The organism is Curtobacterium sp. MCPF17_003 (assembly GCF_003224385.1).
Classification (GTDB): domain Bacteria; phylum Actinomycetota; class Actinomycetes; order Actinomycetales; family Microbacteriaceae; genus Curtobacterium; species Curtobacterium flaccumfaciens.
Window position 1 is genome coordinate 138,215 of sequence record NZ_QKLC01000007.1, and the last position, 17,144, is coordinate 155,358.

General features: G+C 71.7%; 13 protein-coding genes and 1 tRNA gene. 3 read left to right on the forward strand and 11 right to left on the reverse strand.

Annotation, left to right across the window (positions count from 1 at the left end; all coding sequences use genetic code 11):
• Positions 1-5: 5 nt before the first annotated feature.
• Complete coding sequence (locus DEJ30_RS09335; protein ID WP_258369887.1) at positions 6-1,265, reverse strand: AI-2E family transporter; 1,260 nt, start codon at positions 1,263-1,265, stop codon at positions 6-8.
• 92 nt (positions 1,266-1,357) lie between these two features.
• On the opposite strand from DEJ30_RS09335, the gene DEJ30_RS09340 reads away from it, so the two are divergent.
• Positions 1,358-2,641: a winged helix-turn-helix domain-containing protein gene (locus DEJ30_RS09340; protein ID WP_110860709.1), complete on the forward strand. Its 1,284-nt coding sequence runs from the start codon at positions 1,358-1,360 to the stop codon at positions 2,639-2,641.
• Positions 2,642-2,645: 4 nt separating this feature from the next.
• Here the strand turns inward: DEJ30_RS09340 and DEJ30_RS09345 are convergent, their stop codons facing one another.
• Positions 2,646-3,548, reverse strand: a complete 903-nt coding sequence (locus DEJ30_RS09345; protein ID WP_110860711.1) for a M48 family metalloprotease — start codon at positions 3,546-3,548, stop codon at positions 2,646-2,648.
• A gap of 19 nt (positions 3,549-3,567) precedes the next feature.
• Positions 3,568-4,149 carry a LemA family protein gene (locus DEJ30_RS09350; RefSeq protein ID WP_027464499.1) on the reverse strand — a complete coding sequence of 194 codons (582 nt, stop codon included), beginning with the start codon at positions 4,147-4,149 and terminating at the stop codon, positions 3,568-3,570.
• 218 nt (positions 4,150-4,367) lie between these two features.
• On the opposite strand from DEJ30_RS09350, the gene DEJ30_RS09355 reads away from it, so the two are divergent.
• Positions 4,368-6,731, forward strand: coding sequence for an Ig-like domain-containing protein (locus tag DEJ30_RS09355; protein ID WP_146238542.1), 2,364 nt, complete (start codon positions 4,368-4,370; stop codon positions 6,729-6,731).
• Between the two features lie 223 nt (positions 6,732-6,954).
• Positions 6,955-8,616, forward strand: coding sequence for a class I adenylate-forming enzyme family protein (locus DEJ30_RS09360; protein ID WP_110860812.1), 1,662 nt, complete (start codon positions 6,955-6,957; stop codon positions 8,614-8,616).
• 67 nt (positions 8,617-8,683) lie between these two features.
• Here the strand turns inward: DEJ30_RS09360 and DEJ30_RS09365 are convergent, their stop codons facing one another.
• The 8 genes from DEJ30_RS09365 to DEJ30_RS09400 form a co-directional block, all read right to left on the reverse strand.
• Entirely contained in the window at positions 8,684-10,024 is a 1,341-nt protein-coding gene (locus DEJ30_RS09365; protein WP_110860715.1) for a threonine/serine exporter family protein, read from the reverse strand.
• Positions 10,025-10,123: 99 nt separating this feature from the next.
• Positions 10,124-10,197 (reverse strand) — tRNA-Leu (locus tag DEJ30_RS09370).
• 71 nt (positions 10,198-10,268) lie between these two features.
• Positions 10,269-11,744 (reverse strand): NAD(P)/FAD-dependent oxidoreductase, encoded by a 1,476-nt coding sequence (locus DEJ30_RS09375; RefSeq protein ID WP_110860717.1) that lies wholly within the window; start codon positions 11,742-11,744, stop codon positions 10,269-10,271.
• A 40-nt stretch (positions 11,745-11,784) separates the two neighbouring features.
• Entirely contained in the window at positions 11,785-12,333 is a 549-nt protein-coding gene (locus DEJ30_RS09380; protein WP_110860719.1) for a DUF501 domain-containing protein, read from the reverse strand.
• A gap of 76 nt (positions 12,334-12,409) precedes the next feature.
• Complete coding sequence (locus DEJ30_RS09385; RefSeq protein WP_110860721.1) at positions 12,410-12,943, reverse strand: septum formation initiator family protein; 534 nt, start codon at positions 12,941-12,943, stop codon at positions 12,410-12,412.
• A gap of 468 nt (positions 12,944-13,411) precedes the next feature.
• The gene (gene eno / locus DEJ30_RS09390) at positions 13,412-14,695 is read right to left on the reverse strand and encodes a phosphopyruvate hydratase (RefSeq protein WP_027464494.1); all 1,284 of its coding nucleotides are present in this window, start codon (positions 14,693-14,695) and stop codon (positions 13,412-13,414) included.
• 123 nt (positions 14,696-14,818) lie between these two features.
• Positions 14,819-16,060, reverse strand: coding sequence for a histidine--tRNA ligase (gene hisS / locus DEJ30_RS09395; protein ID WP_110860723.1), 1,242 nt, complete (start codon positions 16,058-16,060; stop codon positions 14,819-14,821).
• Positions 16,061-16,345: 285 nt separating this feature from the next.
• Complete coding sequence (locus DEJ30_RS09400; protein WP_110860725.1) at positions 16,346-17,065, reverse strand: MazG family protein; 720 nt, start codon at positions 17,063-17,065, stop codon at positions 16,346-16,348.
• Between the last annotated feature and the right edge of the window lie 79 nt (positions 17,066-17,144).

Below are 17,144 nucleotides of genomic sequence, written 5' to 3' on the forward strand. Positions count from 1 at the left end.
GACGCTCAGTTGGTGCTGGCGGTGTCTTCTTCGGCCGAGGGACCCGAGTCGACGCCCGGCGCCGGGACGTCGTCGCCGACCTTGTGCCGACGGCGTCGGAGCAACTGGATCTGCCCGTGCTGTCCGCGCTTCGGCGTCGCTTCGAGGACGTGGTCGGAGTCGAGCCGTCGCCAGCGTCCGCTCGCGATGGTGGTGACCATGGCGTTCAGGGTCGCGATCAGCGGCACGGCGAAGAACGCGCCGGCGATGCCGGCGAGACCGGAGGCCGCGGTGACGCCGAGGACGACCGCCAGCGGGTGGACCTTGACCGCGTTGCCCATGACGAGGGGCTGCAGGATGTGCCCCTCGATCTGCTGGACCAGCAGCACGACGCCGAGCACCAGGACCGCGGCGAGGGGGCCGTTGAAGATCAGCGCGACGAACACCGCCAGGAAGCCCGTGACGATGGCGCCGACGACCGGGATGAAGGCGCCGAGGAACACGAAGGCGGCGATCGGGATCACCAGCGGCATGCCGCCGAAGAAGAGCCCGACGATGAAGGACCCCAGACCGATGCCGACCGCGTCGACGAAGGCGACGAAGATCTGCACCCGGATGAAGCTCGTCAGGGTGATCCAACCGGCGACACCGGCGCCGTCCACCGCTGCACGCGCCTTCTTCGGGAACAACCGGACGGACCAGCGCCAGACGTTCTTGCCGTCGATCAGCAGGAAGATCGTGGTGAACAGGGTGATGAAGAGCGCCGCGAACACGTGCGTCGCGCCCGACCCCGCGCTGGCGACCCCGGACAGGATCGACGCCGAGTTGTCCTGCAACCACTTCGTGCCGTCGTCGAGCCAGCCGTTCACGTCGGACTGGTTGATGCCGAACCCGGAGTTCAGCACGAAGTCCTTGATGTTGGCGTACTGGTCGATCGTCCGGTCACGCAGCGACGGGTACGACGCGATGATCTGGTCGACGACGAGCCAGATCAGGCCGCCCAGGGCGGCGACGCCGCCGAGCAGGCTGATGACGACCGCCAACCATTTCGGCACGTGGTGTCGCTGCAGCCAGTTCGAGACCGGCACCAGGAGCGCCGAGACCACGATGCCGATGAGGAACGGGATGAGGATCTCGCTGAAGACCGTGACGAGCCAGATGAAGACGGCGATCACGCCCACGACGACGAGTGCACGCCACGACCAGGCACCGGCGATGCGGACGCCGATCGGGACCGATTCCTCGACCACGGGGTCGGGATGTGTCTGCTTGCTTCCCCATGCCATGGCCCGAGTGTATCGACGTGCTCTCGGCCAGGTGCCAGATACGGCATACGTTCGTGGACGCTCATGTCGGCGGGGTTCGGTAGCGTCGCCGCATGCCCAGGTCGACGCTCTCCGCCGCCGAGGCCCGCCGGGTCGCACTCGCCGCGCAGGGCTTCGGACGGCCACCCGCCGAGCCGGTCTCGACCCGTGCGCTGAACGGCGCGTTCGGCCGGCTCGGGCTGCTGCAGATCGACTCCGTCAACGTGTTCGAACGCAGCCACTACCTGCCGCTCTTCGCCCGGCTCGGGGCCTACGACCGGTCGACGCTCGACCGGCTGACGCTCGGACGCTCGGGTCCGTACACCGAGTACTGGGCGCACGAGGCGGCGTTCATCCCCCGCGACGACCTGCGGCTGTTCCGGTGGCGGATGGACGCCCTGCGGGAGCGTGACGCCGGCCCGACCAGGGTCGACGGCGTCACCCGGACCGCTGCCGTCCGGCGCGAACTGCACGCGCTGCTCCGGGCCGAGGGGCCGATGCGGGCGAGCGCGGTGGAACACGAGTCCAACGTGCGACGCGGCCCCTGGTGGGGATGGAGCGACGTGAAGCTCGGGCTCGAGCAGATGTTCCGCTGGGGCGAGGCGGTGAGTGCTGGACGAGCCGGTTTCGAGCGCGTGTACGCCCTGCCGGAGCAGGTGTTGCCCGCAGGCTTCCTCGAGACCGCGCCGCCGCGTGCCGACGCCGTGCTCGAGCTCGTCCGTCGGGCCACGCGGGCGCTCGGCGTCGGCACCCGAGCGGACATCGCGGACTACTACCGGCTGCGCTCCGACGACACGGCCACCGCGATCGCCGAGCTCACCGACGCCGGCGAGCTCCTGCCGGTGCGTGTCGAGGGGTGGGGCGAGCGGGCCTGGCTGCACGTGAGGGCTCGGGTCCCCCGGCAGATGACCGCCGACGCGGTGCTGAGCCCCTTCGACCCGGTCGTCTGGTTCCGGCGGCGGGCCGAGCGGATGTACGGCTTCCACTACCGGATCGAGATCTACACGCCGGCCCCGAAGCGGGTGTTCGGCTACTACGTGCTGCCGGTGCTGCAGGACGACCGGCTCGTCGGCCGGATCGACCTGAAGAGCGACCGGCAGCGCGGGGTGCTCCGCGTCCGGACCGCGTGGCAGGAACCCGGCGAGCACCTGGACCCCGAGCGTCTCGCCGACACACTGCGACGGACTGCGAGCTGGCAGGGCCTCGGCGCGATCGAGGTGACCGACCGCGGCACCGCTGCTGCGGCCGTCGCCGGAGCCCTCGGACTGCCCCTGGTGGCACACGAGTCCGCTGACGACGCGGACGCCCCCGAACCGGTCACGTCGGCTGACGACTCGGCCGCGGACGGCGTCGGCTGACCCCTCAGAACCGGTCGGCGTTCGCGCGCAGCCGCGCGATGCGGTCGGGCAGCGGCGGGTGTGTCGAGAACAGCCGGTCCATCACGCCGGGGCGCATCGGGTCAGCGATCCACAGGTGCGCCATCGAGGAGTTCTGCGTCTGCATCGGTCGACCGTACGCACCGAGCTTCTCGAGGGCCCGCGCCAGGCCCTCCGGGTGACGGGTCGTCATCGCGCCCGTCGCGTCGGCCAGGTACTCGCGCTGCCGGGACACCGCCGCCTGCACCCCGGCCGCGGCGATCGGGGCCACGATGACGGCGGCGATCCCGGCGATGAGCAGCACCGGGTTGGCGCTGCCACCGTTGTCGGAGTTGCGGTTCCGCCCGCCGGACAGACCGCTGAAGATCGAGATGCGGAGCAGGACGTCGGCGATGAGGCCGACGGCCACGACGAGACCGAAGACCATCGTGGACACCCGGATGTCGTAGTTCCGGACGTGTCCGAGCTCGTGCGCCATCACACCCTGCAGCTCCTGGTCGTCCATGAGCTCGAGCAACCCCGTCGTCGCCGCCACCACCGCGTGCTCGGGGTCACGCCCGGTGGCGAAGGCGTTCGGCGAGGGGTCGGGGATGACGAACACCCGGGGCATCGGCATGCCGGTCGCGATGGCGAGGTTCTCGACGGTGCGCCACAGCCGCGGTTCTGAGACGCGGTCGATCTCGACCCCGCCGGCGATCGCGGTGGCCTGCCGCGCCGCCAGGAAGTACTGCAGCACCGCGTACCCGAGCGCGACCACGAGGACGATGAAGCCGATCGAGACGTTGCCGGCGAGGTACCCGCCGAGGAACCCGAGCGCACCGATGATCAGCAGGAACACCAGGACGATGACGACGGTGTTGCGCTTGTTCCGCGCGATGGCGCTGTACACGTCGGCTCCGACGCCGGGGTCAGAACTGGACGCGCGGCGGCTCGGCGATGGCCGCCGGCTCGTTCGTCTCGAAGAACGGTGCCTCGGAGAAGCCGCGGTTCTTCGCGAACGTGGAGTTCGGGAACACCCGGATCTTCGTGTTCAGCTCGCGCACGCCACCGTTGTAGAACCGGCGGGCGGCCTGGATCTTGTCCTCGGTGTCGACGAGTTCGGACTGCAACTGCAGGAAGTTCTGGCTCGACTGCAGCTGCGGGTACCCCTCGGCCACCGCGAACACGCTCTTGAGCGCCTTCTGCATGTGCCCCTCGGCGGTGGACGCCGTGTCGGCGTCACCGGCGGACAGGGTCTCGGCGCGGGCCTTCGTCACGTCGTCGAAGACCGCCTTCTCGTGCGTGGCGTACCCCTTGACCGTGTCCACGATGGTGGGGATGAGGTCGGCGCGGCGCTTCAGTTGCACCGAGATGTCGCTCCAGGCCTCGTCGACCCGGACCTTGAGCGTGACGAGGGAGTTGTACGTCACCCAGAGGTAGATCCCGATGATCACCAGGACGACCACCACCACTCCGACGACGATGAGCGTCGTGACGAGTCCGGTGTCCATGCGGGCGTACTCCTTTGCGCGTCGGGATCCGCGGTGCTGCGTTGGCCTGAACGGCCATCGTGAAGTCTATCGACGCGCTGAGCATGCTCCGTTCCGTGAGCAGTGTTCACGGCCGATTCCCGAGTCACGCACACCGGGCTCCCGGACTGCGGCCCGATACGGAACCTCATCCGCGAGGTGTATTGACCGGAGGCCGCCGATCCCGTGGGATGGGTCCGGTGAACACGAGCGGGGAGAACGTGGACGAGGGGGCTGTCGGGGGCGTCAGCCCTCGTCGTCGTGCCCGCTTCGCCCTGCTCGCAGCGGCGACGACGGTCCTCGTCGCCGCCCTGCTCGGCGCCGCGGCAGCCCCGGCCGTCGCGGTCGCCACGGGCGGCCCGTCGCTCGTCGCGGCCGCTGCAGACGCCCCGGCAGCCCCCGCCGCCGCTCCTCCCACCGCCACGCCCGGAACGAGCGAGATCGCCCCGCCGAGCACCGGCCGTCCGGGCGCTCCGACGCCCGCACCCACCCGACCCGCCGTGCGGCCCACCATCGCCGACCCGGGTGACGTCACGACGGGTACGACACGCTTCCACGGCACCGGCACCCCCGGGCACGCGGTCCGGGTGGCGGGGCCGGGCGCGACGGGTTCGTCCGGGTGCACGACCCGGGTCGACCCGAACGGATCGTGGGCCTGTCTCGGCACCGTCCGCTCCGGTCCGCAACAGGTGTTCACGGTGCGCGACCTCACGGCCGCGCTGCCCGTCGCGAGCGCACCGGCATCGGACGTCATCGTCCCGCCAACCCTCGCGTCCGCCGGGCCCACCGGCGGGACGGTCTCCGGTACGGGGTACCCCGGATCGACGGTGACGCTGTCGGTGTCCGGGTCCTCGGCGCAGCAGACCGCCCGGGTCGGTGCGGACGGCCGGTGGGTCGCCGCCCTGGGGACCCGGGCCGACGGCCGGTTCACCGTCACGGCGTCGCAGACGGCCAGCACGGCCGACGGGTACCGGTCCGACCTGCGGAGCGCGGCCTCCGCTCCCGTGACGGTCACGGTCGACCGCACGGCGCCGGCAGCCCCGCGCATCACGACACCGGACGACGGCCAGCGCATCGGCACCCGCGGGACGACGGTGGCCGGGACCGGTGAGCCCGGCGCCCGCGTGACCGTGTACGTCGACCGTGCGCCGGTGTGCGGCGTGGTGGTCGGGTCGGATGCCGCATGGTCGTGCTCCACCACGGGGTCGACGTTGCGCGCCGGCGGGCACCGGCTCACCGCGACGCAGCACGACGTCGCGGGCAACTACTCCCGGTCGTCGGCCGCCGTGCGGGTCACGGTGCGGTCCACCACCACGGCCCCGACCGCAGCACCGACGCCGGGCGCCACGGACACCCCGGGGACACCGGGCACCTCGACGCCGGGGTCCAGCGCGACGGCGGGCACCCCCGGCACGACCGGCCACGGCAACAGCACGCACCCGGACGGCCCCGGGGGAGGCGATGACGACAGCGCCGCAGCCGGCAACGGCAACGGCAACGGCAACGGGTCCAGCAACGGCACCGGTACCGGCAGCGCCCCGGCCGGCGTCGGCAGCACCGGAGGCCACCCCGACTGGTCCGGCCCCGCGGGCGACTGGACCGCGGCGACCACCTACGACCGCACCGTCCCGACCATCCAGGCGGCGTTCTCGTGGCGGACCGTCCTGGTCGCCACCGCCGTCGCCGCCGGGTTCCTCCTGCTGATCGCCGCGCCGCTCGCCCTCGTGGCCGCAGTCACCCGCGGCCGCCTCCGCTCGCCGTTCGCCGGGCTGCTCGGACGCAACCGCTCGCGGTCGGACCGCGCCCGGGGCGACGACGTCCTGCCGACCTGGGCGTCCATCACCATCGCGGTGTCCGTCGCGGCGCTGTGCACCCTGCTCGGGGTCGGCGTCGAGCTCGAGGCCCGGTACGCCCGTCTGGCGATCGCCGTCCTCGCGGGTACCGGTGTCCTGACCGCCGCCGTCGTGTTCGCCACGCGGTGGGCCGCCGGCAGCGATCACCGCACCGTCGGGTTCCGGGTGTCGCCGTGGCTCGTGCTCGCAGCGCTCGTGGCGTGCGGCGTCACCCGTGCGGCCGACCTCTCCCCCGCCCTCATCGTCGGTGTCGTCCTCGTGCCGTCCGGCCGCCCCGGACTGGGGACCGGCCCACTCCGCCTCGGCACCGGAATCGCTGCGAGCGCCCGGGGTGCGACCTGGCGGGTGCTGGCCCTGCTCGGACTCGCCGCGGCCGGCTGGGTGCTGCACAGCCTGCTCGCCGGCGGGGGTTTCTGGGCGTCGCTCGGGTCGGAGTTCGCCATCACGCTGTGCGTCGGTGGCCTCGGTGCCGTGGTCGCGACCCTGCTGCCCGTCGCGGGTTCCGCCGGCAGCGCGATGCTCGCCGCCTCCCGCGGTCGGTACGTCGCACTCGCGGTGGTCGCCGTGACGCTGACCACGGCGGTCTACTCGGGGGCGACCGGCACGCACGCCGCACCGGCCCTGCTCGTCGGGAGCGCCGCGGCCTGTGTTGCGGCCGCGATCGCGGCCCTGGTCTGGCTGCGCACCGACCGGCGCGCGGCGCGCGTCTGAGCCGGGCCGGGCCTCCAGAGCGGCGCTCCGCACCGGCCGTGGGACAGAAGACGCACATCAGAGCCGGTTCGCGGAGCGCGGGCTAGTGTGACGAGCGGTGCACGTCACACCGCACGGACGACGCACGCCGCACCGGACCAGCGGTGCAGCAGGACGCGCGATCGGTGCCCGCGCGCAGCACCGACGGTGCGCGCCGCACCGCATGACCGCGGCAGGAGCGATGATGACCGACACCCGATCCGACTACGACGCGACACGCTTCCGCGAGGTGTTCGAGGGCAGCTTCACCTACGCGAACGGCTTCGCCCGCAACACCCACCGCTTCGCCGGCCGACCCGCGCTGCGCGAGCCGGAGACGGACCGCTCGTGGACCTACGCCGAGCTCGGCGACGCCGTCGACCGGATCGCCGGATGGCTCGTCCGGCACGGCGGCGGACGGGGATCGATCGTGATGGTCGAGCTGTTCAACACACCCGAGTTCGCGATGCTCTACCTGGCATGCCACCGCATGGGCGCGGTGTTCTCGCCGACGAACTTCCGGCTCGCCCCGGACGAGGTCGCGTTCATCATCGAGGACTCCGCACCCGCCGTCCTGGTGCACGACACCGAGCGGACGAGTGCGATCGCCGCCGCGCTCGGGTCGTCGCCGCACCTGCCGGACCAGGTCGTCCCGGTCGGCGGCGACCACGACCGGTTCGCCGAGCTGCTCGCGTCCGAGCCCCTCTCCCCCGAGGAACTCGCGGCGATCGGCCCGCGCAGCACCTACGACGAGTCGACCCGGCTCTACACCTCGGGCACCACCGGTCGCCCGAAGCCCGTCCCGCTGCCGAGCCTCGTCGAGGTGCTCAGCGCGCACGACGTGGTCATGCACTTCCCGCTCAGCCCGTTCGACAAGACGCTCAACATGTCGCCGCTGTTCCACCGTGGCGGCTTGTTCTCCGGCGGCCCGAACCCGGTGTTCTACGTCGGCGCCGAGCTCACCACGTTGCGCCACTTCGACGCCGACCGCGTACTCGACCTGGTCGAGTCCGAGCACCTGACGTTCCTGATCGGAGCACCACCGAACCTGGTGCAGCTCGCCGATGCACAGGAACGTCGGGCGAGGGACCTGTCGAGCCTCAACGGCATCGTGACGATGGGAGCGCCGCTCGACCGCGCCGCGGCCCTGCGCTACCAGGAGCTGCTCTCGCCCCGCATCTTCAACGGCTACGGCACGACCGAGACCTTCTGGAACACGTTCCTGCGCCCCGAGGACTTCCCGGACGGCGCCGGCTCCACCGGCCGCGCGTCGACCGACGACGACGTCGCCGTCGTCCGCGTCCACGAGGACCGGCTGGCCGACCCGACCGACACGGTGGCGAAGGACGGCACCGACATCGGTGAGTTCGCCGTGCGCACCGTGAAGTCCGGCTACTCGTACCGGAACCCCGGGCTCGAGGCCGAGAAGTTCGCGAACGGTTGGTTCTACCCGGGCGACCTCGCCACGTGGGACGAGCACGAGCGGGTGACGATCGTGGGCCGCAAGGACGACATGATCATCTCCGGTGGCGAGAACGTGCACCCCGTCCAGGTCGAGGCCGTGCTGCAGGAGCACCCCGGGGTCGCCGACTCCGTCGTGGTCGGCGTGCCGGACGCGCAGTGGGGCGAGGTCGTCACGGCGTACGTCGTCCGCGCCGGCGACCGGCTGCCGACCGACGATGTCGAGGCCGCCGCCGTCCTCGAGGAGTGGACCGGCTCCCACCCCGGCCTCGCCCGGTACAAGCGCCCTCGGCGGTACCGCTTCGTCGCGGACGTCCCCTACAACGCCACCGGCAAGAAGGTGCACTACCTGGCGAAGGCAACGGCCGCGGCGGACCAGGCAGCAGGCCGGCTGATCGAGCCGTAGCGGGCCCGGTACCCGGCCGGTGACGGACTGGAGGCCCGTGACGACGCCGCCACGGGCCTCCAGGCCGTCAGCTGGTCGCGTCCACTGCGCGCCGGGGCGCGTTGCGGGCGAAGAGGCCGGGCAGGAGCCCGCCGATCTTCGTCCCGATGCACAGGCTGACGAAGGTCGCGAGCGGGGTCGCGAGCGCCTCCGGGTCGAAGGTGGCGACCGCCACCAGCCCGACCGTCCCCGGCACGAGCAGCAGGAACGCCGGGAAGAACGAGACCGTCGCCGGGATCGCCGGCACGAGCCGCTCCAGCAAACGGGTCGTGACGAACAGCAGCGCCGCTGCGGCACCGGTCGCGACCACGCTGCCCCAGAGCGGCGTGGTCGCGCTCACCACCGCGTACGCGGTGACCATGACCGCCACCGACACGAGCGTCAGGCGCCACCCGGACCGGAACACCAGGCCGAGGCCGACCGCCAACACGACGACGGCGACCCACGACACCCAGTACACGGGGACGGACTCCCAGCCGGCCAGGTCCGTGCCGACCCCCGCGACCTCGCCGACGAGCGCGGCCGACGACGGATCGACGTGCAATCCGGTCAGGGCGCTGCCGGACGCGATGCCGGCGGCCATGAAGCCGAGCATGATGAGCCCCTGCACCAGCCGCGACGACCCGGTGACGATGTCCGCGGCGGTGAGTTCGAGCAACGCGTTGGTGATGAGGGCGCCGGGGACGAACACCGCCACCGGGGCGCAGACCGCGAAGAGCGGGACCTGCTCGAACCCGGTGCCCGCGGCGACCAGGCCGACGATCGCCGTCGACACGAACGCGGCCAGGAACGGGATGATCGCCACGGCTTCGCGGAAGCGCCGGAGGACCAGTCCGATCACGCCGACCAGTCCACCGACGACGAGCGCCAGCACGATCGCCCACCAGGGGCAGCGGAAGACGACGGCCAGGCCGGCGGAGGTCAAGGCGTTGCCGAGGATCCACGGCAGGGCGGGCGGCGGGACGGTCCCGGCGCGGATGGCCCGGACGCGGGCGGGGATCTCGGCGAGGGCGATGGAGCCGCTCTCGAGCCCGAGCACGACGCGGTTGGCGCGGGCGGCCTGGCGGGAGGACAGTTCGACGCCCTCGGCGTTGACGATGGTGGCGGCGCCCGTCGAGACCTCGCTCACCATCACCAGGGCGGGCAGGACCCCGATCGCGAGCGTCGGTCCGACCCCGGCGGCGTCCCGGGCCTTCTCGAGCGCCGACCGGACGTCGGTGACGGAGCTGCCCGCGTCCAGGAGCAGGGCTCCGAGGGTGCCGAGGAGCATGCCGACCGGGACGCTCTCGCCGTCGACGACCTCGACGTGGGCCTCCGGTCGGCGGAGGGCGTTCTGCAGGTTGGCGAGTGCGCTTCCGAGTCCGACCACGATCGTCGATGCTACTGGGCGTGCGGCGTTCGGTACCCCCGGTGGGACTCGAACCCACAACTCGGCGATTGTGAGTCGCGTGTCGGTTCACGAAGTCGGTACCCCCGGTGGGACTCGAACCCACAACTCGGCGATTTTAAGTCGCATGCCTCTACCGATTGGGCCACGGGGGCGGGCCGCAACAGCCTACCGATGCACGAAGGCGGCCACCCTTCGCAGGTGACCGCCTTCGTGACGAGTGTTGCTACTTGGCGTCGGCCTCGGCCTTCACCGGCTCGGCGGCGTTGGAGACGTCCTTCGCGGGCTCGCCGTAGACGGGGCCGGCAGCACCGGCGACCTTGCCCTCTTCCGGAGCCGGGGCCGCGGCGGGCGCGGCCGGGGCCTCGGCAGCGGGCTTCGGACGGGACGCGAACGCCTCGAACGCGGCACGCGGGGTCTCGCGGTCGTCGAGCGACACGATGTCGCGGCCCAGGAAGAAGCCACCGACCCAGTCACCGATGACGCGCCACTTGCGCTCCCACGACGGCATGGCCAGGCCGTGGTAGCCGCGGTGCGCGCCCCAGGCCAGGAAGCCCTTCATGGCGAACTTGCCGGACTGGAACACACCGGTGCCCAGGCCGAGGCCCGCGACGGCACCGAGGTTCTCGTGCTTGTAGTCGGTCGTCGCCTCGCCACGGATGGTCGCGACGACGTTCTTCGCCAGCTGCTTGGCCTGGCGCACGGCGTGCTGTGCGTTCGGCACGCAGAACCCGCCGACACCGCCACCGGTCAGGTCCGGCACGGCTGCGACGTCGCCGCAGGCCCATGCGTCGGCGATCACGCCGTTGTCGTCGACCACGCGCAGGTCGGGCTGCACGCGGATGCGGCCACGCTGCTCGAGCGGGAAGTCGGTGCCCTTGACCATCGGGTTCGCCATGACACCGGCGGTCCAGATGATGAGGTCGGACGGGATGGTCTCGATCGCGCCGTCGCTCGTCTTGAGCTCGCAGACGCCACCCACGGCCGAGGCCAGCTGGGTCTCGAGGTGCACGGTCGCGCCCCGCTCGGCGAGGTTCTTGAGCACCCAGTGCGACGTCTCGAGCGAGACCTCGGGCATGATGCGGCCCATCGCCTCGACCAGGTGGAAGTGCGTGTCGTCGAAGGACAGCTGCGGGTGGCTCTTCAGCAGGTCGGTGACGAAGGAGCGGAGCTCGGCGAACACCTCGATGCCGGCGAAGCCGCCACCGACGACGACGACGGTGAGCAGGCGGTCGCGCTCGGGACCGGCCGGCAGGTTCGCCGCCTTGTGGAAGTTGCTGAGGATGCGGTCACGGATCGACGCGGCTTCCTCGATGGTCTTCAGACCGATGGCCTCGTCCGCGACGCCCGGGATCGGGAACGTGCGGGACACCGCGCCGGCGGTCATCACGATCTGGTCGTAGGACTCCTCCCACGCCTCGCCCTCGGTCGGGGTGATCGTCGCCGTCTTGGTGGCGTGGTCGACCTTGGTGACCTTCGCCGTGACGACGCGGGTCTTCTTGAGGTGACGACGGTGCGCGACGACCGCGTGACGCGGCTCGATGGAACCGGCGGCGACCTCGGGCAGGAACGGCTGGTACGTCATGTACGGCAGCGGGTCCACCATGACGACCTCGGCTTCGCCCTGGCGAAGGTGCTTCTCGAGCTTCCATGCGGTGTAGAAACCGGCGTAACCGCCGCCGACGACGAGGATCTTGGGCACGGGGGATGATCTCCTTGGATGGGGGTGTGCGGGAGTCGAGTCAGACTTCGCCGCCACCCGCCCCGACTCCAGCGTCTGCACCGTCATCATACGCCCGGCACTCACACCGGGAGGGCGACCAGTCCGCGCGCTCGAGCGCGAGGTCGCCGATGGGGTTGACGCCGGGTCCGGCGGCGAGGGCGTGGCCGACGAGGGCGTGCAGGCACTTCACGCGGGTGGGCATGCCACCGGCGCTGATGCCGTCGATCTCGTCGACGTGTTCGATCGACTCGCGATCGGCCAGGTAGGACTCGTGGGCCGTGCGGTACTGCGCGGCGACTTCGGGGTCCTCGAGCAGGGCTGCCAGCTCGGGCATCACCTGGTTGGCCTCGAGGGTGCTGACCGCAGCGGTGGCCGCGGGGTGGCACAGGTAGTAGAACGTCGGGAACGGGGTGCCGTTCGACAGCCGGGGCTTCGTGGAGACGACGGTGGGGTTGCCACAGACGCAGCGTGCCGCGATCCCGATGACGTCACGTGCCGGTCGGCCGAGCTGCGCCGACACGACCTGGACGTCGCGGTCGGAGGGCGGGTCGAAGGGAGGGGTCGTCACGGGAACGTGAGCCTACCGGAGAAGCGGAACCCCTGGCACCGTCGGGCCGGACGGCTCCGCGCCCCGCGGTCCGGGACTACTTGCTCTCGCCCGTCCCGGAGACGTCGGGCGCGACGAGGTCGGCTGCCCGCTCGTCGGTGAGCCCGGACTGCAGCACCGACGAGAGCATCGCCTGCACCCAGTCGACCTTGGGCGTCTGCACCTTCGCGCTCACGGGGGTGCCGGAGTCGGTGGTGGGGGTCGTGTCGGCGGCCCCGCCCTCGGTGCCCATCACGAGGTAGCTCTCCTCGCCGGGGTACACGTAGAGCAGTCGGTCGCGGGCCTGTGCCTCGATGTACGCCGGGTCGTCCCAGCGCGCGACGTCCTGCTTCTTCTGCGCGACGTCGGCCTTCTGGCTCGCGACCTCCTGCTGCTGCTGGGCGATCTGCTCCTGCTGCTGGATGAGCGTCCGGAGCGACGGCGCGAGCACCACCACGAAGAGCACGATGATCGCGAGCATGAGCAGGCTGAACCCGGAGAAGTGGATCGAGCGGTACCAGGGCTGCGCGGGCGTGCTGCCGTCGGGCATCGCCACGGGGACGCGGCGGACGCGGGGCTTCTGGCTGGGCACGGTCCGACGATAACCCGGCACGGTCGGTCCGGCCGCCCGGCACGCGGCCGTTCGGCGCCCTCCCAGCGTCTCGCGTCGTCACGTCTCTGCCCAGCCGAAGACGCCGTCGTCTCGTCGAGACGCCTCCGGATTCGGCGGCGTCTCACGGACTTCGCGGCGTCAGCCTGACACGACGGCGTCTTGCAGACGGCGGACGGGTCCGGGTCCGATCGAGGCAGCCGGGAGGCACGGCTTCGGCCCGCCCCTGAAGTCCCGCACCTGGAGTGGTCACCACACACCGCCCGACGCACGTCCGGTGGTCACGTCCTGTCGGTCAGGCCCGGGCCAGCCGACGACTCGTGACCACTGGACGCAGCGCGCGCGGCACGTCCTGACCGCTCGACTCTTCGGGGCCGCACACACGACGAGACGCCGTCCTCGCGGAGGAGGACGGCGTCTCGGTGGTGCGGGTACTGCTGGCCGGGCCGGCTACAGCGACGCGGCGCGCGGGAAGGCCGAGCGCCCGGCGTACACCGCGGCGTCGCCGAGCTCTTCCTCGATGCGGAGCAGCTGGTTGTACTTCGCGACGCGGTCCGAGCGGGCCGGGGCGCCGGTCTTGATCTGACCACCGTCGACCGCGACCGCGATGTCCGCGATCGTGGTGTCCTCGGTCTCGCCGGAGCGGTGCGACAGGATCGAGGTCAGGCCGTGACGGTGCGCGAGCGAGACCGCGTCGAGCGTCTCGGTGAGCGTGCCGATCTGGTTGACCTTGACGAGGATCGAGTTCGCGGCCTTCTCGTCGATGCCCCGCTGCAGACGCTTCGGGTTGGTGACGAACAGGTCGTCGCCGACGATCTGGACCTTGTCGCCGAGCTCGGCGGTCAGGTGCGACCAGCCTTCCCAGTCGTCCTCGGCCAGCGGGTCCTCGATGGTGACGAGGGGGTAGTTCGCGACGAGCTCGGCGAAGTAGGAGGTGAACTCCTGGCTCGAGAGCTGCTTGCCCTCGAACTGGTACTTGCCGTCCGAGAAGAACTCGGTGGACGCGACGTCGAGCCCGACGGCGATGTCCTTGCCGGGCGTGTAGCCGGCCTTCTCGATCGCGGTGAGCAGGAAGTCGAGCGCCGCGCGGTTCGACGCGAGCTCCGGCGCGAAGCCGCCCTCGTCGCCGAGGCCGGTGGCCAGGCCCTGCTTCTTCAGCTCGCCCTTGAGGGCGTGGTAGGTCTCGACGCCCCAGCGGAGTGCCTCGGAGAAGGACTCGGCGCCGTAGGGCACCAGGAAGAATTCCTGGATGTCGACGTTGGTGTCCGCGTGGGCACCACCGTTGACGACGTTCATCAACGGGACGGGCAGCGTGTGCGCGTTCGGGCCGCCCAGGTAGCGGAAGAGCGGCAGGTCGACCGAGTCGGCTGCGGCACGGGCGACGGCGAGCGAGGCACCGAGGATCGCGTTCGCGCCGAGGCGGGACTTGTTCTCGGTGCCGTCGAGCTCGATGAGCGCGGCGTCGACGAGGCGCTGGTCGGTGGCGTCGAAGCCCTCGAGCGCCGGGCCGATCTCGTCGAGGACGGCGTCGACGGCCTTGAGCACGCCCTTGCCGCCGTAGCGCGAGGCGTCGCCGTCGCGCAGCTCGTACGCCTCGAACGCGCCGGTGGATGCACCGGACGGGACGAGCGCGCGGGACACGACGCCGTCGTCGAGGAGGACCTCGACCTCGACCGTCGGGTTGCCTCGGGAATCGAGGACTTCGCGTGCGCCTACGGCATCGATCAGGGCCACGGGGTACTCCCTACACATTGGTTGTGGTGATTGCGGTGTCGATCCTAGCGAGCGGAGGTGAACACGACGTCGGCCGTGACGCCGGGCTGTGGACGAGTCCGTGCTGGAACGAGGACTGGGTGCTCAGTCGAGCGGGCGGAACTCGACGCCCTCGAGCGACGCGGTGTCCGCCGAGACGGTCGCGAACGCCGTGAAGCCCTGGGCGGCGAGGCCGGCGAGCAGGTTCTTCGTGTTCTTCGTGCGGCGCTCGAGCCGGACGCGTCGGTGGGACGCCAGTGCCTCGGTCTTCAGCGCGGCGAGCCGGACCGGGTCGACGTCCTTGTCGTACACGAGCACGACGGCGTCGGCTTCGGCGGAGTCCGGGAGGGTCACGAGGTCGACGAGCCGCTCGAACCCGAGCGAGAACCCGACCGCGGGGACGTCCTGCCCGAGGAACCGGCCGATCATCCCGTCGTACCGGCCGCCGCCACCGAGGCTGTAGCCGAAGTCGGGGTGCGCGACCTCGAAGATCGTGCCCGTGTAGTAGCCCATGCCGCGTACGAGCGTCGGGTCGAAGCGCAGGTCGACCCCGGGCAGCGCCTCGCGCAGGCGGAGCAGGTCGGCGAAGGCCTCGGCGTCGAGCCACGGCGCCCCCTCGACCGACGCCCAGTCGGCGGCCTCGAGCGCGCGGATGGTGTCCTCGAGCCCGGGCAGGTCGGCGCCCACGGTGCTGCGGAGTTCCGCCGCGACGCCGTCCGCACCGATCTTGTCGAGCTTGTCGATCGTGATGAGCGCGCGGTCGGCGGCGGGCTCGGTGATCCCCCACGACGCGAGGAGCGCCAGCAGGATCCGGCGGTCGTTGATCCGGATCGTCGTGCCGCTGACCCCGAGGGCGTCGAGGGCCGCGGTCGTCGCGCGGATGAGCTCGATCTCGGCGAGCTGCCCGGGCTCCCCCAGGATGTCGATGTCGCACTGCACGAACTGGCGGTAGCGGCCCTTCTGCGGGCGCTCGGCGCGCCAGACCGGCGCGATCTGCACGGATCGGAACACCGACGGCAGCTCCGCACGGTGCGAGGCGTAGAACCGGGCCAGCGGGACCGTCAGGTCGAACCGGAGACCGAGGTCGGCGAGGTCCAGCGGTGCTTCGGCTGCCCGCAGGTCCTCCGTGGTGAGCCCGCGCTTCATCACCGCGAACGCCAGCTTCTCGTTGTCGCCGCCGAGCCCGGAGTGCAGCCGCGCAGCGTCCTCCACCACCGGGGTCTCGATCTCGTCGAAACCGTGCCGCGAGTAGACGTCCCGCACGACACCGAGCACGTGCTCGCGCCGGGCCTTGTCCGCCGGGAGGAAGTCACGCATGCCACGGGGTGCCGTCACGGTCGTTGCCATGCGGTCAATTCTGGCAGACGGGCGCTTTCGACTTGCGCGCCTGCCGACCTACTGGCATACTGCATGCAGAACCTCGGTCCAGAGCGTGCCTGATCCACGCTCCGGACCGTTCGCGGGGCGACGTGCTGCAGTGCGTCCCGCGGTTCGAGCGGGCTTCCCTGTCGGCCCCTCTCCCTGGTGGAGCCGACGCCCGCTCACGGGCGTCCTCTCTTTTTCGGGTTGGGAGGGCGCCCGTTCTCCCCTGCCCGGATTCTCCGAGCCCGGACCGACGTCGCGCACCAGGGATCACTCCACGGCCCGACCGGCCTCCTCCAGCGCCGACACGGCGGCCCGCAGACTCGCGACCGGGTCCACCCCGCGTCGTGCCGCAGCCGCGACCTCCCCGAGCACCGCTCGCCCCCACTCAGCGTCGACCGTCCCCACGCCGTCGTCCGCCGCCGGCGCGGCGGACGCACCACGGGCCTCCAGGCCGACGCCGGAACCGACGCCGGAGCCGGACCCGGCCCCGGCCCCGACGACGGACGCGACGACCGCGTCGGCATCCCCACGTTCCTCCAGGCGTTCCAGTAGCTTCACCGCGCGCTCCAGCGGCGGCATCGCCCGCGGCACCCCGTCGAACGCACTCCGTCGGCTCGCCTTCTCGGCCGCCTTGGCCGCACGCCAGACCCGCACGACGTCCTCGACGGTGTCCGCCGTCTCGTCACCGAACACGTGCGGGTGCCGCCTGGTCATCTTGTCCCGCACCCCGGCGGCGACGTCCTCGAGGGTGAACTCCCCCGCGCGGGCGGCGATCCCCGCGTGCAGGACCACCTGGTAGAGCAGGTCGCCGAGTTCCTCGCGGACGTCGTCCGGGTCGCCGTCGTCGATGGCGTCGACGAGTTCGTACGACTCCTCGACGGCGTAGCGCGCGAGCGAGGCGTGGGTCTGCGCCCGGTTCCAGACGCACCCGCCGTCCTCGGCGAGCAGGCGGTCGACGACGGTCACGAGGTCCGGTACGGCGGTCATCTGGTCATCGTGCCACCCGCGTAGACTGGCCGTGGTGTGTCGGGAAGTCTGGTCGACGGACACTCACCCGACCCCTCGA